Below are 25,391 nucleotides of genomic sequence, written 5' to 3' on the forward strand. Positions count from 1 at the left end.
TGATATATGCTGTTGGTTTGAGTTAATGACGAGCGGGAAAAAATGGGAAATCAGACCAAAGACGATGAGTTGTACCGTGAAATGTGCAGAGTAGTCGGTAAAGTAGTGCTGGAAATGCGCGATCTGGGACAAGAGCCTAAGCATATCGTCATTGCGGGAGTACTGAGAACCACCCTCGCCAACCAGCGCGTGAAGCGCAGCGAGTTAGAAAAACAGGCTATTGAGACCGTAATTAAAGCATTAGCCGGTTAATCCACAAAAAGAGGATGGTGGTCTCGTTCGCCGTCCTTTTATTCTCGTCACGTTAATCTATCAATATATATAATTTAGTGCTGCAATTAGAGGAGTAATCTCCGCTGTATATTAAGTTATATCCCGGATGATTTATAAAAATATATATGCGAGTAGAGTCACAAATATTTGCAAAGCATGTGAAATATTATTTCAACTTATCTTAATGATAATAAATCTCACTCCACATTAATTATTTCCCTTCCGTTTTTTAATTGATGACGATCAAAACTATGAGCGCTGAATAACCACATTATCTTTACGCCTAACCCTAAAGGATTAGATTCATTCAGTTTAACCACCGTCATTTTACGCGATCAGGTTAGGGCAAAAATTTACGTGTTGTTGGCAACATTAACCGCCCGAAATGGCTTGAGTTGCACGGGTTTAATTTAGCCTGGAGGTGTTGCTAACACAGCGTTTGCGAAGAGGATGCGAAATAAATGAATCAGGTTGATCGTCCATTTTTAGATTGTGGTCTAACGCGGCTTGAATTTCTGCGGATATCAGGAAAAGGTTTGGCGGGATTAACCATCGCCCCTGCACTGTTATCACTTTTTGGCTGTAAGCAGGAAGATATCGACAGCGGTACCGTGGGGCTTATCAATACGCCGAAAGGGGTGCTGGTGACCCAGCGAGCGCGCTGTACTGGCTGCCACCGCTGTGAAATTTCCTGTACCAATTATAACGATGGTGCCGTGGGGACTTTCTTTTCCCGTATAAAAATCCATCGCAACTTCTTCTTTGGCGATGATGGCGTCGGGTCCGGTGGCGGACTTTATGGCGATTTAAACTATACCGCTGATACCTGCCGTCAGTGCAAAGATCCGCAATGCATGAAGGTCTGCCCCATTGGCGCTATTACCTGGAAACAGGAAGACGGCTGTATTGCGGTGGATCATAAACGTTGTATTGGCTGCAGCGCTTGTACCACCGCCTGCCCGTGGATGATGGCGACCGTGAATACCGAAACAAAAAAATCCTCAAAATGTGTGTTATGTGGGGAGTGCGCCAATGCTTGTCCGACTGGGGCATTAAAAATTATCGAGTGGAAAGATATTACTGTTTGATAGATAGCAGGTATGCCTGATACGCGTCATTAATTGCCAAAAATATCGCAGTTTTGCAAAAAAACTGCCTGAAGGATGGCGGGTATATCTATTAAACCTTCTTGCAAAGGAAAACATGATGGCTAATGGTTGGACAGGTAATATTTTACGGGTCAATCTCACCACGGGGAATATCACCCTTGAAGATTCCAGTAAATTTAAAAAATTTGTCGGCGGGATGGGCTTTGGTTATAAAATTATGTACGACGAAGTCCCGCCAGGCACCATGCCTTTCGATGAAGGGAATAAACTGGTTTTCGCCACCGGGCCATTAACGGGCTCTGGTGCCCCTTGTAGCTCCCGCGTCAATATCACCTCCTTATCGACTTTTACCAAAGGCAATTTAGTGGTGGATGCTCATATGGGCGGCTTCTTCGCTGCGCAAATGAAATTCGCTGGTTACGACGCCATTATTATCGAAGGCAAGTCCGCGACGCCTGTCTGGATCAACATCAAAGATGAAAAGGTCAGCATCGAAAAAGCCGATTTCCTGTGGGGTAAGGGAACGCGCGCCACAACCGAAGAGATTTGCCGTATTACCAGCCCGGAAACCTGCGTCGCCGCTATTGGTCAGGCGGGTGAAAATCTGGTGCCGCTCTCCTGCATGATCAACAGTCGCAACCACAGCGGAGGCGCCGGTACTGGCGCGGTAATGGGGTCGAAAAACCTGAAGGCCATTGCGGTAGAAGGGACCAAAGGGGTCAATATTGCCGATCGCAAAGAGATGAAGCGGCTCAATGATTACATGATGACCGAGCTCATCGGTGCCAACAACAACCACGTTGTGCCAAGCACCCCGCAGGCCTGGGCAGAATACTCTTCGCCAAACTCGCGCTGGACGGCCCGTAAGGGACTGTTCTGGGGCGCGGCAGAAGGGGGACCAATCGAAACCGGGGAAATCCCGCCGGGTAACCAGAATACCGTGGGTTTCCGTACCTATAAATCCGTGTTCGATCTGGGGCCAGCCGCTGAGAAATACACGGTCAAAATGAGCGGCTGCCATTCATGCCCCATTCGCTGTATGTCGCAGCTCAATGTCCCGCGGGTGAAAGATTTTGGCGTGCCAAGTACCGGCGGTAACACCTGCGTGGCGAACTTTGTCCACACCACCATTTTCCCCAATGGCCCGAAAGATTTCGACGATAAAGACGATGGGCGCGTGGTGGGAAATCTGATTGGCCTGAACCTGTTTGACGATTATGGCATCTGGTGTAACTACGGGCAGTTGCACCGTGATTTTACTTACTGCTATTCGAAAGGCGTCTTTAAGCGCGTACTGCCAGCTGAAGAGTATGCGGAGATCCGCTGGGATCAGCTGGAAGCGGGCGATCCTCATTTTATTAAGGATTTTTACTACCGGTTGGCGCATCGCGTGGGGGAACTCAGCCATCTTGCGGACGGATCGTATGCCATTGCTGAACGCTGGGATTTGGGCGAAGAGTACTGGGGTTATGCCAAAAATAAACTGTGGTCGCCGTTTGGTTTCCCTGTCCACCATGCAAACGAGGCCTCTGCACAGGTGGGGGCTATCACCAACTGTATGTTTAACCGTGACTGTATGGCGCACACCCATATCAACTTCATCGGTTCCGGTTTACCGCTGAAATTACAGCGCGAAGTGGCGGGCGAGCTATTTGGTTCGGAGGATGCATACGACGAAACCAAAAACTACACCCCGATCAATGCCGCCAAGATCAAATACGCCAAATGGACGCTGCTGAAAGTCTGCCTGCATAACGCGGTTACGCTGTGCAACTGGGTGTGGCCGATGACGGTTTCACCACTCAAGAGCCGTAACTATCGCGGCGATTTGGATCTGGAAGCAAAATTCTTCCAGGCGGTCACCGGCGATGAAACCACGCAGGAGAGTCTGGACCTGGCCGCTGAACGCATCTTTACTCTGCACCGTGCCTATACGGTCAAATTGATGCAAACCAAAGATATGCGCAATGAGCACGATCTCATCTGCTCCTGGGTGTTTGATAAAGATCCGAAGATCCCGGTCTTCACTGAAGGGACCGACAAGATGGACCGGGAGGATATGCGTCAGTCGCTGACGATGTTCTATCAGGAAATGGGCTGGGATCCAGAGCTGGGTTGCCCAACGCGTGAAACCCTGAACCGACTCGGACTTGAAGATGTAGCCGCTGATTTGGCTGCACAAGATCTGTTGCCGGCGTAAGGAATGCGAGATGACTAACGTGAGCGACGTTCTGACCCCCGTTGAGGCGTTTCCTGACGAAGTGGATAGCCGAAAGAGACAGTGGCTGCAGGCGTTTCACCCGCCTGTAGAACAGATGAATGCGCCCCAGGTTCAGGAACCAGCCAGCCCGGAGTCGATTGTGGCAGATTTTATCCGTCAGCATTCAGCATCGGGGCAACTGGTGGCGCGCAGTGTCTTTTTGCTGCCGCCTTATTCGGTTCCTGAAACCGATCTTTCCGCGCTGCTGGATGTGCTGGGCCAGGACGCGAATGGTGCGGATATCACCTGTGTGCAGGGTGCGGAAGAAGCATATTTCTATTCGACGCAAACCATGACGGCAAATTACGCCGACATGTGTGTGCAGGTGGTGGAAAACGACATCTGCCGTGCGATTGCCGAGGCGGTACGCTTCGACTGTCGAACGTATCCTCGCCCTTATAAGGTCGCCATGTTGACGCAACCGCCGTATCGCTTTGAGTCTCAACAGATTGCCGCTGCGCTCACGGCCATGGAAACGCATCCTGATTATGCAGATATACGGACTGTGGAATCGTCAAATGCGGAGCCTTATTTGTTCAGCGAACGTTTTATGAGTTATGGCAAAGCGTACGGCCTGTGCGAATGGCTTGAGGTTGAGCAGTATCAGAACCCCTGAATTATTCAGGTTGATGTCATGGAACGTGTGGACGACCACTGTCACAGTATTAGAGGATAACCCGATGTCCTTCACCCGACGAAAATTTGTCATTGGCATGGGGACGGTGATTTTTTTCACTGGCCCAGGTCAAAATCTGTTAGCGAGTACCAGGAGTTCTAAAGACGTACATTACGTCATGATTCACGATGAATCACTGTGTAACGGATGTAATATCTGCGCCCGCGCATGCAGGAAAACCAACCATGTTCCTGCGCAGGGTAGCCGTTTGTCGATAGCTCATATTCCGGTTTCGGACAACGACAACGAAACGCTGTATCACTACTTCCGTCAGTCCTGCCAGCACTGTGATGATGCCCCCTGTATTGAGGTGTGTCCGACCGGCGCCTCATGGCGAGATGACAACGGCATTGTGCGGGTAGATACGTCTTCCTGTATCGGCTGCAGTTACTGTATTGGCGCGTGTCCTTATCAGGTGCGCTATCTCAACCCGCAGACCAAAGTGGCGGATAAATGCGACTTCTGCGCTGAATCTCGTCTGGCGAAAGGTTTCCCGCCGATCTGTGTTAACGCCTGCCCGGAACATGCGCTGATTTTTGGTCGCGAAGATAGCCCGGAAATTCAGACCTGGTTGAGAGAAAATAAGTATTACGAGCATCAACTTGCAGGCGCCGGGAAACCCCATCTGTATCGTCGGTTCGGTCAACATTTGATTAAAAAGGAAAATGTATGAACGCGTCGCAGAATGCCGAACAGTTTCACGCCCAGCTTGCGCAGTATGTTCCCCTGTTTTCACCGGACTACTGGCCTGTGTGGTTGGTCATCGCCGGATTAATGCTGGTGGGGATGTGGCTGGTGCTGGCGCTACACGCCATGCTGCGCTTTCGGGCCGCACATAAAGCGTCGGCAGGGCACGGTGAGAAAGTCTATTTATACTCGAAGGCCGTTCGTTTGTGGCACTGGTCGAATGCGCTGCTATTTCTGCTACTTCTGGTCAGTGGCCTGGTCAATCACTTTTCCGTCGTCAGTGCGTCGGTGATGAAAAGCCTGCTTACCGTGCATGAGGTCTGCGGCTTTTTGCTGCTCGCTTGCTGGATTGGCTTTGTCCTGATCAATCTGATTGGCGGCAACGGGCATCACTATATTATTCAACGTCAGGGCTGGATCGGACGAGCGCAAAGACAAACGCGTTTTTACCTGTTTGGCATTATGCAGGGCGAGTCACACCCATTCCCGGCATCAAAGCGTTGTAAATTCAACCCGCTACAGCAGGCGGCCTATGTTGGCGTGATGTATGGCTTACTGCCACTGCTGCTGATCTCAGGGTTGTTATCGCTCTATCCGACGGTTGTCGGTGACCTGTTCCCCGGCGTGCGTTACTGGTTGCTCCAGGCGCACTTCGCGCTGGCAATAATCAGTCTGTTTTTCATTTTTGGGCATCTTTATCTCTGCACGACAGGTCGTACGCCGGGCGAAACCTTCAAGTGTATGGTGGATGGCTATCACCGGCATTAAGCGATGATGATTACGCGAAGTGACTTACGGGCCTGGCGCGTTGGGCCCGTAATGTATCGCTGGTTTCTACGCGCGTTTCCAACTGGCGGAAGCTACGCTGATGTCCATCGTGCGCTCCAGCGGGATGGGTATACAGACTGGGCAAATAGCCTGGTGGAATACGGCTGGTCAAAATGGCGGGAAGAGGCGAGTTTTGCCCAGCAGGATATTCGCGCGATGGGGAATATTTCCCGTGTGCAAACGGCGGGGGAAATCAGCCGTCCGCTGGCGAGTGCGGAAGATAACGCCCGATTCAGTTGTGCAGGCGATAACGTTAAAATCACCAGCGCCGGGTATGCCGCACAGATCGCCAGCGCAGGTTACAGCGCACGTATTGGTAGCGTAGGCTATAACGCGCATATCGGCAGTTCAGGCGATCGCGGGCGAATTGCGGTTGCGGGAAATTCGGCACGTATCAGTAGTGTGGGTGACGGGACGCGTATCGCCAGTACCGGCATGCGCGTACGCATCAGTTCGCTCGGCGACAGAAATCGGATTGCCTGCGGTGGTGATTTAACCCAGTTGGCCTGTTTTGGCGCAGAGTCTAAAATCGCCAACTGCGCCGACAACATCCACATTATTGCCAGCGGAGAGAACGCCGTTGTTGCCAGTACCGGTGTTGTCGATTCGATAATACTCGGTCCCGGCGGCTGCGCGGCGCTGGCCTATCACGATGGCGAGAGAATGCGTTTTGCGCTTGCCGTTGAGGGGGAAAATAACATCCGGGCGGGCGTGAAATATCGGCTCAACGAAGACCACCAGTTTGTGGAATGTTGAGCCGTGATCTCATTTTAACGCGAAGCGGCGTTGGGTGATTTTCTCCAGGCTCAGGCACAGCAGGTAATAGACCAGTCCCGTAAAAATAAAAATGGCTGCCGGATAGATTTGTACCCGGCTGTTAACCTGACCCGCAACCGTTGTGAGTTCCGGCACGTTAACGATAAACGCCAGCGACGTGTCCTTCAGTAATCCAATAAAAATCCCCGTCAGCGATGGCAGTACGTTACGCAGCACCTGCGGCAATAAGATAAGCCACAGGGCCTGATACGGGCGAAAACCCTGAACCACGGCAGCATCATATTGCCCGCCAGGCAGCGCGCTAATTCCTGCATACACTGAGTGCATGACCGAGGCAGCGGTGAACCATGCCAGCGCCAGCGTCACGGTAACGGCTCCGGGGAGATCGCTTCCGGTCAGCATGGGTAGCAAATACCACATCCAGAAAATCACAAAGATTAGCGGAATGCCGCGAATAAACTCCGCCCAGATAAACAACCCGTTGCGAACCGTGCCCGGAAAACGCCAGGCGCAGCAGGCAAGAACTATCCCACCAGGCAAGGCCAGCAGCGCTGCGCCGAGAGCCATCAACAACGTGAGCAGAACGCCGCCGGGTTGTCCCTGGGCCACCCGTCCCCACAGGAGATAATCAAGATTGTCGGTAATGACCGAAATATTAGCGATCATGCAGTATGCTCCTGACGCTGAAGATACGCGTTTTAACCTTGGACGATTTACCCGATGCAGGCCGTGGGCCAAGACGCGTAAGCAGCATACCCAGAACGATGCCTGTGAACAGATAGAGCGCAGTGCCAACAGCAAAGGCTTCCAGCGCGTGCGCGTTGTAGCTCTCAATTTGCCGCACCTGGTAGGTGAGCTCAGCAAATCCAATACCGCTGGCAAGCGAGGAAAGTTTCATCAGGTTAAGGTATTGCCCAACAATGGGTTGCCAGGCGTTCGCCAGTCCCTGAGGGAGCAGAATGTGACGAAACGTCGCCCAGGATGAAAAACCCTGCGCCACGGCAGCCTCACGTTGTCCGGCAGAAACCGCCTGTAAACCAGAGGCGATCTCCTCGACCAAAAATGCCGAGGTAAATACGCCCAGCCCCCATGCTGAACAGATAAACTCTGGTGTTAACCACCAGACATCGCCTGGCAGAATAGACCAGGGATGCTCTGCATTGATGAAGGTAATGACGTTGCGGGGCAGCCAGTTCCATGCGGCAAAATACCAGAACATCAGTTGCACCAGTAAAGGCGTGTTGCGAAACACCGAAACCCATACACTGACCACCGCTTTGTTGAAGCGATTGCCCGTCAGACGCAGGCCGAGTAGGAAGATGGCAATGAGCGTGGCGAGTACGATACCTGCCAGTGTCACCCAGAGCGTGGTGAGAAAACCGGAAATTATCCATTGCAGAGGTTGCCCGCTCAGCACTCCCTGCCAGTCCATTGCAAGCATTATAGCGATGACTCCTGGTGTAACGGGTCGAGCACTTTTTTCAGGAAACGCTGGGTTCTCGGGTGCTGTGGTCGGGTGAAAAAATCCTCCGGCGCGGCCACTTCAAGAATTTCTCCACCATCGATGAATACCACGCGATCGGCAATCTCACGGGCAAAATGCATTTCATGGGTCACGACGATCATGGTGATACCGCTGTGGGCCAGGTTTTTCATCACCTGTAATACTTCGCCGATCATTTCCGGATCCAGCGCGGAGGTGGGCTCATCAAACAGAAGGATTTGTGGCGATGAGGCCAGCGCGCGGGCGATGGCCACGCGCTGTTGCTGCCCACCGGACAACTGTGCGGCATAAGCGCTCGCTTTTTCTGCCAGTCCCACCTGATCCAGCAATTCGAGTGCCCGACGCGCGGCTGCCGCCTTGTTCCAGCCGTGAACATATTCCAGCGCCAGCGAGATGTTCTGATGCGCCGTCAGATGCGAATAGAGATTGAATTGCTGAAAAACGAAACCGATACGGCTGCGTAACTGGCGTAATGCTGCCCCGCGCAACTGACTAATTGGTTTGTCATCAATGAAAATCTCGCCACCGCTGAGCGACTCAAGCTGGTTGATAAGGCGTATAAGTGTGGATTTTCCCGAGCCAGAAGGGCCCAGAATAGTCACCACTTCACCGGGTTCAACTGACAGGCTGACGCCGTTAAGTACGGTGTGAGTGTCAAACTGTTTGATGACATTGCGCAGTTCGACGCTTGCCTGGCGCAAATGGTTAAAATCCGCCGCGGAAACTGCACAACGATGAAACAGGGCTGAGAGCATATTACTTAGCTTCTATTTTAAAGGCGCGGGGTTGCGGGTTTTTGGTTTCAGGGCCAAACCAGACATCATAAATTTTTGCCGCCTGCCCGGTAGATTCCAGCCTCAAAAGTTCATCATTGACGGCTTTTAACAGCGCTGGCTCACCTTTTTTTACTCCCACGCCAATCTCTTCTTTGCTCAACAGGTCAGGCAGAATTTTGAAATCTGCTTTATCCGGCGCACCGCTTAATAGACCGGCCAGAATCGTACTGTCCTGGGTGATGGCCTGAACATTGCCATTGCGTAGCGCGGTTAACGCCAGTGGAATATCGTCGTAGGCCAGCACACGTGACTGCGGGAAGCGCTGATGTAGCGCCTGCTCACCGGTAGTGCCTTTCACCGCACCGATTCGCGCTTTGCTGTATGCATCGAGCTGGTCCGGGGATTTGGCCGGTACCAGGAACTGCTGCCCGGTAACAAAATAGGGGACGGAGAAGTCAATGACCTGCGCCCGCTCAGGCGTAATCGTGATATCCGCCACGATTAAATCGGCTTTACCGGATTGTAATAACGGAATGCGGTTTGCCGGATTAGTCGCTACCAGCTCCAGTTTTACGCCGAGGGATTTTGCCAGCGCTTCAGCAAAATCAACGTCATAGCCGACAATCTTATGCGTTTTGGCATCGATGGAGCCAAATGGCGGATTCGCGTCGAATGTCGCAACTTTTACTACGCCTGCGGCTTTGATATCGGCTAGTTGGTCAGCCTCAGCCTGCGAGGCGGCAATGCCGGTGGCCAGCAGCACGCCGAGTGCCAGCAATGTTTTTTTAGCGCGGTAAGTTTTCGTTGCCATCATGATGTAAATCCCTGTCGTTTTTAGTTTGTGCTTTTTACGCTCCCATAACTTACGTTCAGGACAAAATAAGAAAAAATTCTTATCTATTTACAAAATGTTATTAGTGAAAACGGTGTTAACAATGGGTAAACGCGATGGGATATGTAGATAAGAGGAGGGGCATAGCCTGGCGGTAAAAAAACCGGCATTGCGCCGGTTTGGAAATCAGATTTTACAGGCGTCGCCGCAGTCATTATCAGCAATAATGTCCTGCGCTTTCTTGTCTGCATCTTCCAGACGTTCAGCATTACGCTCTTGCGCTTCTTCCAGTCCATCAAAGACCAGATTATCGAGATCAATTTCCATCATTCACCTGCTCAGGTTCAGCGTTTAACATCACATTATTATATTGCAAAAATGTTGCTTAACAGCAGCGATTCTTGCTACTTAGCGTCGAACTCAATTCGGGGTGCCTGTTTACCCGTCAATTGACCAACAGTTCGCCATTGCTAAAGAACCGTGAAGCGTAAATACCGAAAAATGCTTGTGCCCTCGACTGTTCTACTCCCACCTTTTCATTAACGTGATGCGCGATCATTTTTAACAAATTAGCGACAAAATCACTATACATATAACTTAATATCTTTTATACATTAATTGTTCAACCCTGCGACTATTCCACAAAAGAGAAAGCTATATGGAACAGACACCTGATAAGAAAAACGATAATTTTCAAAAAGATGGCAAAGAACAGTTCAATCGCTCGATCGGTCTTATTTCAAACTTTGCGTTGGGTTTTACCTACCTTTCGCCGCTTACCGCCGTCTATTCGCTGTTTGCACTGGCCGTAACGCTGGCGGGGCCGCCCGCAGTCTGGTGGATTTTAATCGTCGCATGTGGACAACTTTTAGTGGCGTTGGTGTTTGGTGAGGTCGCTTCCCAGTATCCGATAACCGGCGGGCTTTATCCGTGGGCCAGAAGGTTATGGGGCAAGAAATATGCGTGGATCGCTGCCTGGATTTACCTGTGGGCACTGGTGGTCACCATTACGTCAATCGCGGAATATACTTCAACATTTGTTGAGTCGCTCTTCCACTATGGTCAGACGCCAGCCACTATGTTGGCGACTTCCGTCCTGCTGCTGCTTTTGATGATGGCTGTTAATATGTCCGGGACTAAAAATCTGGCTCGGGTCGCAAAAATTGGCTTCTGGTGTGAAATCGTTAGCGTGATTGCGCTGGGAATTTATCTGCTGATATTCCACCGTTCGCAGCCATTCTCCGTAATTTTTGATTCGATGGGCGTGCTGGCGCATGACGGCAGCTATTCCACCGCATTTATGTCTGCCGCGCTGATGGGGCTGTTTATGTTCTTTGGCTTTGAGGCCTGCGGTAACGTTGCGGAAGAGGTACAGAATCCAAGTAAAAAGATCCCGGTTGCGATGATTTTGAGTATCGTATTTGGTGCGATTTCGGCGATTATTTCCGTCATGGGATACCTCCTGGCTTCACCAAATCTGGTCAGTATCGTGAATGGCAAAACATCTGACCCGATTCCGGCCATCCTTAATGAAGCTCTTGGTGAAACTGGTGCAACTATCTTTATCATCGTCGCGATTGTGGCGATGCTGTCGTGCATTTTGTCTCTGCAGGCTGCGTTAAGCCGTCTTATCTTTTCTTTCTCCCGCGACAGAATGCTGCCGGGAAGTGAGTGGATGTCAAAGATCTCTAAAAATGGCGTTCCGGATAATGCCATGGTTGTTAGCTGTCTGCTGCCAGTCATCATTTGCGTTTGGGTCTATTTCCAGCCAGACAACCTGTCGCGTATTACCGCGTTTGCCGTCATCGGTATTTATATCTCGTTCCAGATGGTTGTGCTTGCCGCACTGCGCCAGCGCCTGAAAGGCTGGAAACCGGCCGGGGAGTGGACCATTGGCGGTTGGGGCGTGATTGTGAACGTGCTGGCGCTAGCCTATGGATTGTGTGGGATCTGGTTGTTGGCGCAACCGGCAGACAGCAGCGATTTTATCGACCGTTGGACGGTACTGTTCGGCCTGGCGATTGTCGTTGGCTCCGGGCTTATCTATATGTTCCTGACCCGACCGTTTGGTCGCTCTGCGGCACCGGAAAACGACGCCATTGCCTACGCTAACAAGCTGAATATGGGGCAGGATAACTAAACACTAAGGGCCTTCGGGCCCTTAGTTTTGATAGTGATAAAGGATAAAGTAGTCGCTCTGATAAACAACGGTACTGTTTGCGGGAGAGAGTAATTCACCCACGCGAAAACGTGGCCAACTGGAAAAGATAATTCTGTTTTCCAGATTGGTCAGAATGACATAGTCAGGATGAGCGCAGGAGAGCAGTTCGGCCTCTATCTGACTGACCAGCAGATCGACGGCGGCAACGCCAAGAAACTGATCGTTGTAGTAGATCGGCACTGCCGAGGTCAGGGTGTAGGAAATATTGCAGATATAGTCGACGTAGGGACCGTGGATATAGGCTTTTCCTGCCGGAGGTGAGTGCTTAAACCACTCGAAGGTTCTGAAATCCAGACGTTGCTGGGTGGCCTGATCTAAATCGAGGTGCGCCTGACTCAAACCATTATCTTTCTTATACCACCATTCCAGCAGCCAATACTCTTTTGTGGTGGCAGTGCTCTCAATATGGCTGGCGAACCCGGCCCCTGAACAGTAATGATTGTTACTGAGGGTGCGCTTGATGTGTTGCTGAACGGTAGATCTCACCGATGGATCGAGGACAACTTCTGCTGAGGCCTTTTGCACCCCGGAAATCGCCTCATGGATGCTCCTCGTCAGCGCAACGGTAGAATCTACGGTAGAGGCGGTAATATCATCAATCTTACGAATTAATGCGCTTAAGGATGTCGAAGAGCTCATTGTCTGTCCTGCCTTCACTGATTGTCAGTTCGAGTTATATTTCAGCTTTTTTTCAATAAGGTAATAGGTAAACGTGTCGATGATCCGTGTGGCAAGCTGCACGGATTCTGCCTCGTTGTGAGCAGCCAGCGCATCGGCCAGTGCCGAGTAAAGCGCAATAATTTCGGCATGAATGTTGTCTGCGCGATAAAGTATCGCCACCAGCGATGCCCATTCAGCCTGGACCTGCAGCTCCTGATTGGCCAGTCGCGCCGAATGTGAACTGGCAGCTATCGCCAGTAGACAGCGCATATCGGCCTGGGTCATCAGCTCTGGTGAGTTTGCCTTGCTGAGCACCTCAACAAACTCGCGAAATTTGGCGATATCCGCGCCGGTCATCCGTCTGGAAGCCAGCCTTGCGCTATGGCTGATAATGGCGCAATGCATTTCGCCCAGGTCAGAAAGATAATCCGTACTGATCGCTTTGAACGGATGCAGGGCGCTGTTTTTGCCATCAATATTTTCGCAAACGAAGCTCCCGCCATTACGACCACGAACCGTATGGATAAGATTATTAGCCCGAAGCGTGTTTAGCGCTTCTCTGATAGTGATATGTGAGACACCCATCATCTTTGCTAAATCAGTTTCGTTGGGGAGCTGTTCTTTTGGCTCCAGCAACCCCGTGATAATGGCGTTTGACAGGCGCTGCACTATCTGGTCTGAACGACTGACCTGCCCGATAGGCGCAAATATGACCGCGTGAGTAATCATAATCTTTTCTGCACTCAATTCCCTGAAACAACGACCATTTTTAACACATGCCCGTCAGGCAAGGAAGGTAAGAATGGCCGAGTTATTTTACATGCCTATGCGCAACGTCACTGCACAAGCGGATGTGTGTCCCGATAACCTCATGATGAGCTGAGCATAAAGCCTCGGCTCACGATGAAAAGCCTTATCCCGAAAATGTAAAAATTAAGTTAAAAATGCGAGGCTTATCATAGTGTCAATGTTGCGCATTTGAAAATCTTTTACAATATATATATTACATAAGATTCTTTATGTATTAACGGGCGGGAGACAGACATGAAAACCCTGAAGCATTTTATTAATGGGCAATATGTAGCAGGTCGTAGCGAAGATACCTTCGAACTGGTGAGTCCGGTCGACGGCGAAACGTATGCATTATCACCCAACGCCAATGCGGAAGAGGTGGAGCAGGCCTACTCGGCGGCGGAGGCGGCGTTTAGCATCTGGCGAAAATCGACGCCGGCACAGCGGCAAAAGGCGTTATTGCAGCTGGCAGATGAGATTGAACGAAACGTTGAGCGGCTGGTGAACGCGCAGAGTCAGGAGACCGGTCAGCTTCGCCATTTTATTGAGAAGGAAGAGATCGCGGCATCCTGCGATGCCATCCGCTTTTTTGCCGGTGCGGCGCGCTGTCTTGAAGGGAAAGCGGCAGGGGAATATTCCGCTGGGTTTACCTCGACTATCCGCCGTGAACCGCTGGGTATCGTTGGACAAGTCACGCCATGGAACTACCCGTTCATGATGGCGGTATGGAAGATTGCGCCAGCGCTGGCAGCAGGCAATACGGTCGTATTAAAACCCAGCGACACCACGCCGGTCAGCACGCTGCTGTTGGCTGAACTGGCCGCGCCGTTGTTCCCAAGAGGGGCGTTTAACGTCGTATTAGGTAAAGCCAGCACCGGTTCGCTGGTGGTTTCAAACCCGAAGGCCTCACTGGTTTCGATTACCGGTTCGGTCCGAGCGGGCCTACAGGTTGCGGCTTCGGCAGCGGCGAACCTGACCAAGGCGCATCTGGAATTGGGCGGGAAAGCGCCTGCGGTGGTGTTTGCTGATGCAGATATGGACAAGGCGATCGCGACGATCACCACGGCAGGCTTCTTCAATGCCGGCCAGGATTGCACGGCGGCTACGCGTATTCTGGTCGAACAATCCATCTACGCTGAATTCCTAGAAAAGCTGGTTCAGAAAACGAAGAGTATTAAATTTGGACCGCCAGCGGATCAGGCTGCGCTATATGGCGCATTGAACAGTAAAAACCAACTGGAGCAGGTGAAAGGCTTTATTGCGCGTTTACCGGCACATGCAAAAATTGAAACGGGTGGGCGTGCCGGGCCGGGTCCGGGATTCTATTTTGAGCCGACGATCGTCTCCGGATTGCATCAACATGACGAAGCTATTCAGCATGAAGTATTTGGACCGGTAATGACTATTCAGCCGTTTTCGACTGATGAAGAGGGTCTACACAAAGCGAATGATGTGGAATATGGTCTGGCCGCCAGCGTCTGGACCAGTAACCATGGTCGCGCACAGCGCTTCAGCATTGACCTCGATTTTGGCACCGTGTGGATTAACAATCACATTCCTCTGTGCGCCGAAATGCCGCACGGCGGGTTCAAAAAATCGGGTTATGGCAAAGATCTCTCATCCTATTCGCTCGAAGAATATACTCGGGTGAAACATATCATGTGTGACATTTCTGAATAGAGAGGATGTCGATGAAAACATTAAACATAGCGGTGCTTTCATTCGTGATGTTCTCGGGCTATAGCCTGGCAGAAAGCACATCGCTGAATACCGTTAAAGAGTACATGGCGGCCTGGAATGCACACGATGCTTCGCGAGCCGCGCAATATCTTGCTGATGACGCAGTCTATTATGATGCCGCCGCTGGCGAACCGATAAATGGCAGAGAAAAAGCTGAAAAAGACGTTATCGGTGCCTTTATTAAGGCGGTGCCAGACCTGAGCTGGAAAATGGTCGGCAAACCCGTTTACGACGAAGATACCGTGGCGTTTCGTTGGGAATTTTCTGGCAAAAATAGTGGTGAATGGGCAGGGAGTCCGCCGACAAATAATCCGATAAAATTTGAAGGTGTCAGCTATATTCATGTTAAAGCAGGTAAAATCACCTGGCAGGGTGATTATTATGATTCTAAAAAACTGGATGAAGAGTTAAAGCCAGGGAAATAGTCGGCTGTACCCCTTTATTACTATGAAGGGGGACATCTCTTATTTGTGTCGTATTTAGGGCAGTGTGTAGCAATAAGGAAAAAAGTTAATGGCAATTACCAGACGTGATTTTCTCAACGGCGTCGCGGTGGCTATTGCGGCGGGGCTTACCCCGCTGGAATGGGTCAGGGCGGCAGGAAAGGGAAACGCATTTATAGATGGAAATTATTATCCGCCAGGGCTGACGGGGCTGCGGGGTAATCATCCTGGATCGTTTGAAATGGCGCATGCAGTAGGCCGCGAGCATAAACATTTTGATTTAAACGCTCTGCCCGTTGAGGAAGAGTACGATCTGGTGATTGTGGGCGGCGGTATTAGCGGGCTGGCTGCCGGTTGTTTCTGGCGCCAGCTTGCCGGGCAAAATAGCCGGATCCTGATCCTCGATAACCATGACGATTTTGGCGGGCACGCCAAACGTAACGAATTTACGAGCTCAGGTAAGAAATTACTCGGCTATGGCGGTAGCGAAGCATTCCAGTCGCCCGCGCACAATTTCAGCCCTGAGGTGCAAAAACTGATGGAAACCGTGGGCGTCAGCGTCACGCGGTTAAAAGAGAGCTTTGACGTAAACTTCTATCCCGACTGGCAGCTCAGTCGTGGCGTGTTCTTCGACAAAAAGAATTTTGGCGAAACAAAAATCGTCAGCGGCGATCCGGGGCGCGCGGTATCTGATGATATCCCGCCGAACAGGCTCAATGGCCGTAAAATTGAAGACTTTATCAATGATTTTCCGCTAAGTGAGCATGACCGAAAGGCGTTGATCGACCTGCACGTCCATCCTGGCGATTATCTTCCGGGCATGACGGTCGATGAGAAAATGGAATGGCTGGATACCCACAGCTACAGTGAATTTTTGGCCACAAAAGTTGGTTTGAGCAAAATGGCGCTGCTCTATTTTCAGCAGCGTTCTAATGACTTCTTCGCCATCGGCATTGAAGGCATTTCCTGTAGCGATGCCAGGGCGTGCGCATTACCCGGCATGGAGGCGCTGGGAATACCGCCGTTGGACGGCGAGTCGCTGGCCGACCTCGAAGAGCCGTATGTTTACCATTTCCCTGACGGTAACGCCGGGCTGGCCCGACTGTTAGTCAGGTATATGCTGCCGGATGCGCTACCGGGTAACACGATGGAAGACTCTGTCCTGGCCAGACTGCATTACGAAAAGCTGGATCTGCCGGAAAACACCACGCGCTTGCGTCTGAATAGCACGGTGATTAATGCGGCCAACACAAAGGATGGCGTGGTGGTGACCTATCTGCGTGACGGCAAAATGCATCGCGTGCGCGGTAAAAACACCATCATGGCGGGCTATAACATGATGATCCCGTATCTGGTGCCTGAGATGCCGGAACAGCAGCAGGAGGATCTCAAACTGAACGTGAAGGCACCGCTGGTGTACACCAACGTGGTGGTCAAAAACTGGCAGGCGTTCAAACAGCTTGGCGTGCATGAATTTTACTCACCGGCGGCACCATACAGCCGGATTAAGCTCGACTATCCGGTCAGCATCGGCGGGTATCAACACCCGGCCTCACCGGACGATCCGATGGTCATTCACATGGTCTATGTGCCTACTTATCCAGGCAGTAATCTGTCGGCCAGAGAGCAATTTCGTCTGGGGCGAGCGTATTTACTGGGGACCACATTTGCGACGCATGAGGAGATGATTCGCTCCCAGTTACAGGAAATGTTTGGCTCAACGGGCTTTGATAATCAACGCGATATCTCCGCCATTACGGTTAACCGCTGGGCGCATGGCTATGCGTATTACGCCAACGCGTTGTTCGATGATATGGATAAAATGCCAGAAATTATCGAGCGGGCGCGTCAGCCAGTTGGTCGCATTGCCATCGCTAATTCCGATTCTGACTGGGGGGCTTATGCCCATACGGCCATCGACCAGGCATGGCGTGCGGTTAATGAACTCAAGGATATGGGGTGATCTATGCGTAATGTAACCGTTCTTGCCGCCTGTTTGTTTACCGCCTCTGTGAGTGCAGCGGAATCTAATGGCGAATATATCGCCCGTATCTCTGACTGTGTGGCCTGTCATACCACCGAAGGGGGCGCGGCGATGGCGGGTGGCAAAAAGTTTCCTACTCCGGTAGGGGATATTTATTCGACCAACATTACCCCAGACAAGACCCAGGGTATTGGTAATTACTCATACGAGGATTTTGACAAGGCCGTACGTCAGGGAATTGCTAAAGATGGTCATCCGCTCTATCCGGCCATGCCTTATCCCTCTTACGCGAAACTTTCTGATGACGATGTACAGGTGTTGTATCGCTATTTTATGCATGATGTCACCCCCTCTGCGCAGCCCAATAAAAAGAATGCCATTCCGTGGCTACTCTCCGCCCGCTGGCCGCTGCATATCTGGAACTGGCTGTTTACCGACGCGCCAGCGACGGCTGTAGAACGTGCGAAAACGGATGACAACGCTGCGTTGGTAAAACGGGGCGCTTATCTGGTGGAAGGTCCTGGACACTGCGGTTCTTGCCATACCCCGAGAGGCATGGCGATGAACGAAAAAGCGTATACCAATGCTGATGCCGAGTACCTGAGCGGCGCGATGATCGACGGCTGGTATGCGCCTTCGCTGCGCGGTACGGGAATGTCTGAGCAGGAATTAAAATCGCTGTTGCTGACCGGTAAAAGCAAGCATGCCGCGGTTTCAGGTTCGATGGCTGAAGTCGTTACGCAGAGTACACAGTACCTGACCGATGACGATGCCACGGCGATCGCGCAATATCTGCTGAGCCTGAAAAGCGAGAAGCCTGAAACGGTGCGCGCAGCGGCAACTACGGTGTCCTGGTCGAATTCATCCGAGGCGGGCAAAGTGACCTATAACCGTTACTGCTCCACCTGTCACGGTCTGGAGGGGAAAGGTACGGATGATAACGTCCCTTCTTTGATCAACAATCCGTTGGTGATGGTTGATGACCCGACGCCGCTATTCAGAGTGATTGCCCACGGCGCAGAAACACCGACAACGCGTGGCAGCGTCTCCTTTAAGATGCCGGCTTACGGTGGCATGTTAAGCGACAACGAAATGCGCGACGTGATTAATTACGTGCGTAAAAGTTGGGGAGAAGGGAATGGCGAAGTGAGCCAGGAGGACCTGGCAGGGATTAAAAAAGCGTCACATTAAACAGCATGTCGGATGGACAAGGTGCTTGCAGCGCCATCCGGCAGTGCTTAAACGGTGTTTACTCTGATAATACCCACCAGTCGGGTAAACGCCGCCGCCATTTCATGCTCTGCAATACTGGCAAATCCCAGCAGCAGGCCGCTGCGTTTCTCTTCATTCACGTAGTAGCGAGACAGCGGGCGCACCAGCAGCCCTTGCGCATTTGCCTGTTGGGCAATGACAACGTCATCGCTCCCGACGGGCAACTGTAGAATCATGTGCAGCCCGGCGTTGCTGCTGAAGGAGCCAAGATACTGCTCGCCCAACTGGCGACTGATAAGCTCCACCAACGTCTGGCGGCGACGACTGTACAACTGGCGCATTTTACGAATGTGCGCCGCGTAGTAACCCTCGCGGATAAACTCCGCCAGCGCTGCCTGAATCAGCAAATGTCCACCACGATAGAGGTCGTTATGAACCTTCTTCAGCGGCGCGGCGAGCGGTTTGGGCAGTACCACATAACCGAGCCGCAGTGCGGGATAGAGTGTTTTACTGAATGTCCCGATATAGATGACCGGCGTCTCTTCTTCCAGACCCTGCAATGATGGAATTGGCTGGCCGGAAAAGCGAAACTCGCTGTCGTAGTCATCTTCCACTATCCAGCTTCGCGTTTCACGTGCGCGAAAGAGAAGTGCCCGACGGCGGTTGAGGCTCATTACCGAACCGAGCGGATATTGATGTGACGGTGTCACAAAAATCAGCTTTGGCGCAGATTCGCCAGCCTCCAGCGGCACCATACCTTGTTCATCAACCGGGATCGCCGAAAAGTTAACCGCATTGATGCGCAGAATATTTTTGATTCCCCAGTAGCCCGGCTCCTCAATCCAGGCGTTATCCCCCGGGTTGCATAGCGTCCGGGTCACCAGATCCAGCGCCTGGTGAATACCTTCAGTAATCAGAATTTGCTCCGGTGAACACCGCACCCCGCGTGCGGTGCGCAGATAGTCTGCCAGCGCTTCTTTCAGCTCAGTCACGCCGCCTGCGGCATCGTAAGTGAGAAACTCCGGGCGCAACCGTCTCGCCAGCCGATCCTGAATTTTTTTGAGCACCCGGTGAGGGAAATGCTCCACATCAGGCACGCCTGGAATAAATGCGCCCCATTGACGAGGGCTGGCGCTGGCATGGCCCAGCAGCTCAAGGCAGCGGGCAGATAAGCGGGTGTGATCCTCCAGTGTGGCGGCAACGGGCTCTTTGTGGGGACGCAGGTCAAGATTGTCCAGCACGCTGTCGGTGACAAACGTGCCGCTGCTGGTGCGCGCGGAAATATAACCTTCGGCCTGCAATTGCTCGTAAACCCGCAGGACGGTATTGCGCGATAGCGTCAGTTCGCCTGCCAGGTCACGCGACGGAGGCATTCGGGTAGCCGGTTTCAGGCTACCTTCGAGGATGCAACTGCAGATGGCGGCATACAGGCGACGATGCAGCTTTTCATCGGTCTGCTGGCTAAATGCCTGCTTGATCACATCTCCGGCAAGTGAACGCATTTGGATCCTTAAAATAAAACGATTTGGCTCTCGATTAAAGTACCAGATGGCGTCTAAATTTAAAGGGTAATTCAACCTAAATGTATTAATGGACAAGGTGTAGAGAATGAACAATAAAAACCTGCAACAACGTCGTCTGGATGCCACCCCGCGTGGCGTGGGTGTAATGTGTGATTTTTATGCCCAGTCAGCAGAAAACAGCACAATTACCGATATCGAAGGCAATCAGTACATTGATTTTGCCGCCGGGATTGCCGTGCTGAACACCGGACACCGTCATCCTCGCCTGGTGCAGGCAGTCGAAGCGCAACTGCAGGCTTTTACCCATACGGCTTATCAGATTGTCCCGTACGAAAGCTATGTGTCTTTGGCGGAGAAAATCAACGCCGTTGCGCCAATCGACGGCAAGCGCAAAACCACATTCTTCACCACCGGGGCTGAAGCGGTCGAAAATGCGGTGAAAATTGCGCGCGCACATACCGGCCGTCCTGGCGTTATTGCTTTTGGCGGCGGTTTTCATGGGCGTACCTACATGACGATGGCGTTAACCGGCAAGGTGGCACCGTATAAAAAAGGGTTCGGCCCGTTCCCTGGCTCCGTTTACCACGCACCGTATCCTTGCGAGTTGCAGGGGATTTCTACGGCGGATTCCATCAAAGCGATTGAACGTCTGTTTAAAGCCGATATCGATCCCACCCAGGTCGCGGCGATCATTTTCGAACCCGTCCAGGGCGAAGGGGGCTTCGTGGTGGCGCCGCCGGAGTTTGTGGCTGCCATCCGCCGTATTTGCGACGAGCATGGCATCGTGATGATCGCCGATGAGGTGCAAAGCGGGTTTGCCCGTACGGGCCAGTTGTTTGCGATGGACCATTACGCTGACAAAGCTGACCTGATGACTATGGCAAAAAGCCTTGCAGGCGGCATGCCGCTGTCTGGCGTCGTGGGCAAAGCTGAAATTATGGATGCGCCTGCGCCGGGTGGTCTGGGCGGAACCTACGCCGGAAACCCGCTGTCAATTGCGGCAGCTCATGCGGTGCTGGATATCATTCGTGATGAACAGCTGTGCCAGCGTGCGGCAGCTCTTGGCGAACAACTGCGCGCCACTCTGACTGACGCGCAAACCGGGTGTCCTGAACTGGCCGAAGTGCGCGGCTTAGGCTCTATGATCGCCGCTGAATTCTGTGATGCAGCGACGGGAGAACCCAACGCAGCCGCCGCACAACGCGTGCAGAAGAAAGCCCTTGAGCAAGGATTACTGCTGCTGACCTGCGGTCAGTATGGCAACGTTATTCGCTTCCTTTATCCGCTGACGATCCCGCAGGATCAGTTCGCCAAAGCGCTCGATATCATTAAAGCGGCAACCAAATAATCCGTTAGTCCTAGTGTTACCCACAGCCGACGGTGGTCATCACCGTCGGCTTTTTTGTCGGCATAAATTGATCTTCCTCGTGTGTCGTGCGGTATTTATCGCGAATGGGTTGCCTGTCATATCGTTATATAATTTAATACACATCGTTTTTACTCCGCTATCCAGATGGTATCCCATGTTAACTTTCCGCTCTTTTGTGCTGGTATGCGCCAGCATGTTGTTTGCGTTTTCTGCCCAGGCCGACCGTACGATCACCGACCAGCTTGGTCGTCAGGTCACGATTCCGGACCACGTCGACAAAGTGGTCGTGCTGCAACACCAGACGCTGAATATTCTGGTCCAGCTTAATGCTCAGCAGGACATTATTGGCGTGATGTCGAGCTGGAAAAAACAGCTCGGGCCTGAGTTTGCGCGCTTTATGCCGGCAATTGCCACATTGCCGACGCCGGGCGATCTCACCAGCGTGAATATTGAAAGCCTACTGGCGATTCATCCACAGGTGGTTTTTGTCGCCAACTATGCGCCTGCGGAGATGATCCAGCAGATTCAGAACGTCGGTATTCCGGTCGTGGCAATCTCATTGCGCAAGGATGCAGCCGGGCAACAGAATAAAATGAACCCGACCATGGCCGATGAAGAGCAGGTCTACAACGAAGGGTTAAAGCAGGGGATTCGCCTGATTGCGGACGTCGTGGGGCGCAAACCGCAAGCTGAGACGTTGATCGACTACGTTTTTGCGGCGCGGGCAAAATTCAATGCGCCGGTCGCAAAAATCCCGGATGCGCAAAAAGTCCGTATTTATATGGCTAACCCCGACCTGATGACTTACGGCTCCGGGAAGTACACGGGACTCATGATGCAGCACGCGGGTGGGCTAAACGTGGCGACTGCCAGTGTAAAAGGCGCCCGTCAGGTTGCGCTGGAACAGGTATTGGCGTGGAACCCGCAGGTAATTTTTGTTCAGGATCGCTACCCGCAGGTGGTAACGGAGATCCAAAACGATCCTAACTGGCAGGGGATTGATGCGGTGAAAAATCATCGCGTCTGGTTGATGCCTGAGTACGCCAAAGCCTGGGGCTATCCGATGCCAGAAGCGTTGGCGATTGGTGAGCTGTGGATGGCCAAAAAATTGTACCCGGACGCCTATAAAGACGTGGATGTTGATGCGCAGGCGCAAGACTACTATCAGCGTTTTTATCGTGTGAACTGGCAGCCTGATGCAGTTAAGTAACCACATTTTACCCCAGCAACCACTCTTAATTGCGACGGTCCTGTTGCTGGGCCTTGGCTCGTTGTGCCTCGGACAATATCCGCTGTCGTTAAGCGAAGTCTTTTATCACCTGATGCACTATAGCGACGCTGAAGGGATTGCCGGTCAGGTTATCTGGACGGTCAGGCTACCGCGAATTCTGATGGCGCTGCTGGCGGGTGGTGCGTTGGGGTTATGTGGCGCGACGCTGCAAGGGGTATTTCATAATCCGCTGGTCGACCCGCATATTATTGGCGTGACGTCCGGGGCCGCTTTTGGCGGAACGCTGGCTATTCTGCTCGGCCTGTCGCCGTGGTTGATGATGGGTTCAACGTTTTTCTTCGGTCTGACGGCGCTGGTCCTGGTGTATGCCATTGCTGCGCTGCAGGGGCTGGAGAATACGCTGGTGCTGATCCTGTCGGGTATCATTTTGAGTGGTTTTTTTGCCGCGCTGGTGAGTCTGATTCAGTATCAGGCTGATACCGAAGAAACGTTACCCAATATCGTGTTCTGGCTGCTCGGCAGCTTTGCGACGGCTAACTGGCATAAAGTTCTGCTGTTGGCGATTCCAGTCGGTATCGCTGCGACAGTTTTGTACCAGCTACGCTGGCGGATAAACCTGTTATCACTCAATGATAAAGATGCCCGTTCGCTAGGCGTCGCGGTAGTTCCTCTGCGACGCAGCGTTTTGCTGTGCTGCGCTTTTTTAGTCGCCGCTCAGGTAGCGGTCAGCGGCAGTATCGCCTGGGTTGGGTTGGTTATTCCGCATCTGGCGCGTTTGCTGGTGGGGGTTGATCATCGTCGTCTACTGCCGTGCGCCTTCTGGATGGGAGGCGGTTTTATGATTGTGGTGGATGATATTGCGCGTACCCTGATGCACGCGGAGATACCGCTTGGGATCATCACCGCAATATTCGGCGCGCCGCTGTTTGCTTTTTTACTCATCCGCTCCAGCCGCCGGGGGACATCATGAAACCTGCCGCATTGCGTGTAAATACGCTTACTTATGGGTATCGCGTGCCGCTATTTGAGCCGCTTACATTCAGTTGTCAGAAAGGTGAGATCTGGGCTGTGCTGGGACGTAACGGCCTGGGGAAAAGTACGCTGCTCGATACGCTAACCGGCACGCTGCCAGCTTTGGACGGCAGCATTGAAAATGACGGCGGGATAGGAATTGTGGCGCAGCATTGCCACCTGCCATTTCCTTATACGGTGAGCGACGTGGTGCTGATGGGGCGGGCACAGCACGTGAAGCTTTTTGCGCAACCCAGCCAGCAGGATCAACTAAGAGCGACCCAGGCGCTGGAGCAGTTAAATATTGCCCAGCTTGCTTCCCACTCGTTTAGCTCACTTTCCGGGGGTCAACAGCAACTGGTGATGATAGCCCGGGCGCTGGTGACGGAGTGTCAAACGCTGCTGCTTGATGAGCCGTGCTCCGCGCTGGATCTCGCCAATCAGCAGGTGGTGCTTCAGCTCATCAGCGATCTGGCCCATCTACAGGGATGCAGCATTCTTTTTTCGACCCACGATCCGCTGCATGCGTTACAAATAGCCACCCATACTTTGCTGCTGCTCCCCGAAGGAAAATGGCGGGCAGGGCCAACGGACAGCATTGTGACGGAAGAGAATCTGTTCCAGGCCTATGGCTTACCGCTGCGAAAACTCAGTCTGGAGAACTACCCGACGCCGTTTATCGCACCGCTGTTTTCTGTTCGTCGTTAAGAGGTAAAAAACCGGCGGCGGTAAGAAACGCCTGACCGCCGTTGGAGAGCATGAATTTAACCAGCGCCATCACCTCGTTGGATGCGTCGAGCACCGCCAGTTGGTATTCGCAGCGAATATTGTGCTCATCAGGGATAGCTACATAATGCACGTCGGGTTGGGCGCGCAGCGTATTCGCGTAATGCGCGTAGCCGATAAACAGATCGGCCAGTCCCTGGCGAAGGATCCAGGCGCTCGCCAGTTCACCAGACGGGATTTTCACCGTATCACGCCCACCAACCAGCGGGATGGCGCGCGCCCGAAGCTGTTGTCCGAGTCCTGGCTCCAGTACATCCATATTGTCGAAAAATGCCCAGGTATAGTCTCCGGAAGGGTCGCAGCCGGGCGTGGATGTACCTATTCTTAGCGTTGGGTCGCGGAGCAAATCCAGCCAGGCGCCGTTTCGGTTGCTGACCAGACTCAGTTGATTCCAGCTAAAGGTTTGCGTGAGGACAGCTTTTTGCAAAGCCAGCAGGCGTTGCGGGTGCTCCCGATTGGCTGAGGCAAAGAGCGCACACGGTTCACCGGCTTCAATACGCTCGCGTAATAAACCAGCCGGACCATATTCCACCTTCACGTCTATTCCGCTATGGCGCGAGAACTGGCTTATCAAAGGGGCAAATGCCAGGCGTAAACTGCCCGCGGCAAACAGAATAATGGAAGAGGGCATGGTATCCGATCTCTGGCGAAAAAGGTTTGCGAAGAGGATAAATGATACGCGCTGAGCATAGAGTTT

25 protein-coding genes are annotated in these 25,391 nt (G+C 52.4%); 16 read left to right on the plus strand and 9 right to left on the minus strand.

Annotated features, from left to right (window positions below):
- Positions 1-42 precede the first annotated feature (42 nt).
- The 7 genes from fumD to ydhT all read left to right on the plus strand — a co-directional run bounded on the left by fumD (position 43) and on the right by ydhT (position 6,589).
- The gene (fumD, locus tag GPJ68_RS11090) at positions 43-252 is read left to right on the plus strand and encodes a fumarate hydratase FumD (protein WP_003029345.1); all 210 of its coding nucleotides are present in this window, start codon (positions 43-45) and stop codon (positions 250-252) included.
- Between the two features lie 482 nt (positions 253-734).
- The gene (locus GPJ68_RS11095) at positions 735-1,361 is read left to right on the plus strand and encodes a ferredoxin-like protein (RefSeq protein WP_016152920.1); all 627 of its coding nucleotides are present in this window, start codon (positions 735-737) and stop codon (positions 1,359-1,361) included.
- A gap of 118 nt (positions 1,362-1,479) precedes the next feature.
- A complete protein-coding gene (locus GPJ68_RS11100) occupies positions 1,480-3,582 on the plus strand; it encodes an aldehyde ferredoxin oxidoreductase (RefSeq protein ID WP_104651770.1) in 2,103 nt (700 codons plus the stop codon).
- A 10-nt stretch (positions 3,583-3,592) separates the two neighbouring features.
- Complete coding sequence (locus tag GPJ68_RS11105; protein WP_046274687.1) at positions 3,593-4,258, plus strand: YdhW family putative oxidoreductase system protein; 666 nt, start codon at positions 3,593-3,595, stop codon at positions 4,256-4,258.
- A 64-nt stretch (positions 4,259-4,322) separates the two neighbouring features.
- Positions 4,323-4,991 (plus strand): 4Fe-4S dicluster domain-containing protein, encoded by a 669-nt coding sequence (locus GPJ68_RS11110; protein ID WP_016152923.1) that lies wholly within the window; start codon positions 4,323-4,325, stop codon positions 4,989-4,991.
- Positions 4,988-5,773, plus strand: a complete 786-nt coding sequence (gene phsC / locus GPJ68_RS11115; RefSeq protein ID WP_019076690.1) for a thiosulfate reductase cytochrome B subunit — start codon at positions 4,988-4,990, stop codon at positions 5,771-5,773. Before GPJ68_RS11110 ends, phsC begins: the two co-directional genes overlap by 4 nt.
- Positions 5,774-5,776: 3 nt before the next feature.
- Positions 5,777-6,589, plus strand: a complete 813-nt coding sequence (gene ydhT / locus GPJ68_RS11120; protein WP_019076691.1) for a protein YdhT — start codon at positions 5,777-5,779, stop codon at positions 6,587-6,589.
- Positions 6,590-6,598: 9 nt separating this feature from the next.
- Here the strand turns inward: ydhT and GPJ68_RS11125 are convergent, their stop codons facing one another.
- The 5 genes from GPJ68_RS11125 to GPJ68_RS11145 form a co-directional block, all read right to left on the minus strand.
- Complete coding sequence (locus tag GPJ68_RS11125) at positions 6,599-7,276, minus strand: amino acid ABC transporter permease (protein ID WP_016156380.1); 678 nt, start codon at positions 7,274-7,276, stop codon at positions 6,599-6,601.
- On the minus strand, positions 7,266-8,051 hold the full coding sequence (locus tag GPJ68_RS11130) for an amino acid ABC transporter permease (protein WP_047417776.1): 786 nt from the start codon (positions 8,049-8,051) through the stop codon (positions 7,266-7,268). Before GPJ68_RS11130 ends, GPJ68_RS11125 begins: the two co-directional genes overlap by 11 nt.
- A complete protein-coding gene (locus GPJ68_RS11135; RefSeq protein WP_016156382.1) occupies positions 8,051-8,869 on the minus strand; it encodes an amino acid ABC transporter ATP-binding protein in 819 nt (272 codons plus the stop codon). The genes GPJ68_RS11130 and GPJ68_RS11135 overlap by 1 nt, the downstream gene beginning before the upstream one ends.
- Position 8,870: 1 nt before the next feature.
- Entirely contained in the window at positions 8,871-9,704 is an 834-nt protein-coding gene (locus tag GPJ68_RS11140; protein ID WP_104651769.1) for an ABC transporter substrate-binding protein, read from the minus strand.
- Positions 9,705-9,908: 204 nt separating this feature from the next.
- Positions 9,909-10,049: a hypothetical protein gene (locus GPJ68_RS11145; RefSeq protein WP_016152930.1), complete on the minus strand. Its 141-nt coding sequence runs from the start codon at positions 10,047-10,049 to the stop codon at positions 9,909-9,911.
- Between the two features lie 331 nt (positions 10,050-10,380).
- Between GPJ68_RS11145 and GPJ68_RS11150 the strand changes: the two genes are divergently transcribed.
- Complete coding sequence (locus tag GPJ68_RS11150; RefSeq protein ID WP_016152931.1) at positions 10,381-11,862, plus strand: APC family permease; 1,482 nt, start codon at positions 10,381-10,383, stop codon at positions 11,860-11,862.
- Positions 11,863-11,883: 21 nt separating this feature from the next.
- Here GPJ68_RS11150 and GPJ68_RS11155 read toward each other — a convergent pair whose 3' ends face one another.
- Both GPJ68_RS11155 and GPJ68_RS11160 read right to left on the minus strand, forming a co-directional pair.
- Positions 11,884-12,582 carry a cache domain-containing protein gene (locus tag GPJ68_RS11155; protein WP_104651768.1) on the minus strand — a complete coding sequence of 233 codons (699 nt, stop codon included), beginning with the start codon at positions 12,580-12,582 and terminating at the stop codon, positions 11,884-11,886.
- Between the two features lie 24 nt (positions 12,583-12,606).
- Positions 12,607-13,332 (minus strand): FadR/GntR family transcriptional regulator, encoded by a 726-nt coding sequence (locus GPJ68_RS11160; protein ID WP_016156385.1) that lies wholly within the window; start codon positions 13,330-13,332, stop codon positions 12,607-12,609.
- Positions 13,333-13,647: 315 nt separating this feature from the next.
- Between GPJ68_RS11160 and GPJ68_RS11165 the strand changes: the two genes are divergently transcribed.
- The 4 genes from GPJ68_RS11165 to GPJ68_RS11180 all read left to right on the plus strand — a co-directional run bounded on the left by GPJ68_RS11165 (position 13,648) and on the right by GPJ68_RS11180 (position 18,753).
- Positions 13,648-15,075, plus strand: coding sequence for a gamma-aminobutyraldehyde dehydrogenase (locus GPJ68_RS11165; RefSeq protein ID WP_016152934.1), 1,428 nt, complete (start codon positions 13,648-13,650; stop codon positions 15,073-15,075).
- An 11-nt stretch (positions 15,076-15,086) separates the two neighbouring features.
- The gene (locus tag GPJ68_RS11170) at positions 15,087-15,560 is read left to right on the plus strand and encodes an ester cyclase (protein ID WP_052733163.1); all 474 of its coding nucleotides are present in this window, start codon (positions 15,087-15,089) and stop codon (positions 15,558-15,560) included.
- An 88-nt stretch (positions 15,561-15,648) separates the two neighbouring features.
- Positions 15,649-17,541, plus strand: a complete 1,893-nt coding sequence (locus tag GPJ68_RS11175; RefSeq protein ID WP_104651767.1) for an FAD/NAD(P)-binding protein — start codon at positions 15,649-15,651, stop codon at positions 17,539-17,541.
- Positions 17,542-17,544: 3 nt separating this feature from the next.
- Complete coding sequence (locus GPJ68_RS11180; RefSeq protein ID WP_180837348.1) at positions 17,545-18,753, plus strand: cytochrome c; 1,209 nt, start codon at positions 17,545-17,547, stop codon at positions 18,751-18,753.
- A gap of 47 nt (positions 18,754-18,800) precedes the next feature.
- Here GPJ68_RS11180 and GPJ68_RS11185 read toward each other — a convergent pair whose 3' ends face one another.
- Positions 18,801-20,276 carry a PLP-dependent aminotransferase family protein gene (locus tag GPJ68_RS11185; RefSeq protein WP_104651765.1) on the minus strand — a complete coding sequence of 492 codons (1,476 nt, stop codon included), beginning with the start codon at positions 20,274-20,276 and terminating at the stop codon, positions 18,801-18,803.
- Between the two features lie 106 nt (positions 20,277-20,382).
- Here GPJ68_RS11185 and puuE point away from each other — a divergent pair, with 106 nt between their 5' ends.
- From puuE to GPJ68_RS11205, 4 genes are all read left to right on the plus strand, one after another.
- The gene (gene puuE / locus GPJ68_RS11190; protein ID WP_016152939.1) at positions 20,383-21,645 is read left to right on the plus strand and encodes a 4-aminobutyrate transaminase; all 1,263 of its coding nucleotides are present in this window, start codon (positions 20,383-20,385) and stop codon (positions 21,643-21,645) included.
- A gap of 175 nt (positions 21,646-21,820) precedes the next feature.
- Positions 21,821-22,876, plus strand: a complete 1,056-nt coding sequence (locus GPJ68_RS11195) for an ABC transporter substrate-binding protein (RefSeq protein WP_172860432.1) — start codon at positions 21,821-21,823, stop codon at positions 22,874-22,876.
- The gene (locus GPJ68_RS11200; protein WP_104651762.1) at positions 22,863-23,867 is read left to right on the plus strand and encodes an iron ABC transporter permease; all 1,005 of its coding nucleotides are present in this window, start codon (positions 22,863-22,865) and stop codon (positions 23,865-23,867) included. Before GPJ68_RS11195 ends, GPJ68_RS11200 begins: the two co-directional genes overlap by 14 nt.
- Positions 23,864-24,616, plus strand: a complete 753-nt coding sequence (locus GPJ68_RS11205; protein WP_104651761.1) for an ABC transporter ATP-binding protein — start codon at positions 23,864-23,866, stop codon at positions 24,614-24,616. The genes GPJ68_RS11200 and GPJ68_RS11205 overlap by 4 nt, the downstream gene beginning before the upstream one ends.
- Here the strand turns inward: GPJ68_RS11205 and GPJ68_RS11210 are convergent.
- Complete coding sequence (locus GPJ68_RS11210; RefSeq protein ID WP_101700851.1) at positions 24,585-25,325, minus strand: substrate-binding domain-containing protein; 741 nt, start codon at positions 25,323-25,325, stop codon at positions 24,585-24,587. The two genes, GPJ68_RS11205 and GPJ68_RS11210, sit on opposite strands and share 32 nt — an antisense overlap.
- Between the last annotated feature and the right edge of the window lie 66 nt (positions 25,326-25,391).

This window comes from Citrobacter sp. 172116965 (assembly GCF_013458095.1).
GTDB classification, from domain to species: Bacteria; Pseudomonadota; Gammaproteobacteria; order Enterobacterales; family Enterobacteriaceae; genus Citrobacter; species Citrobacter braakii.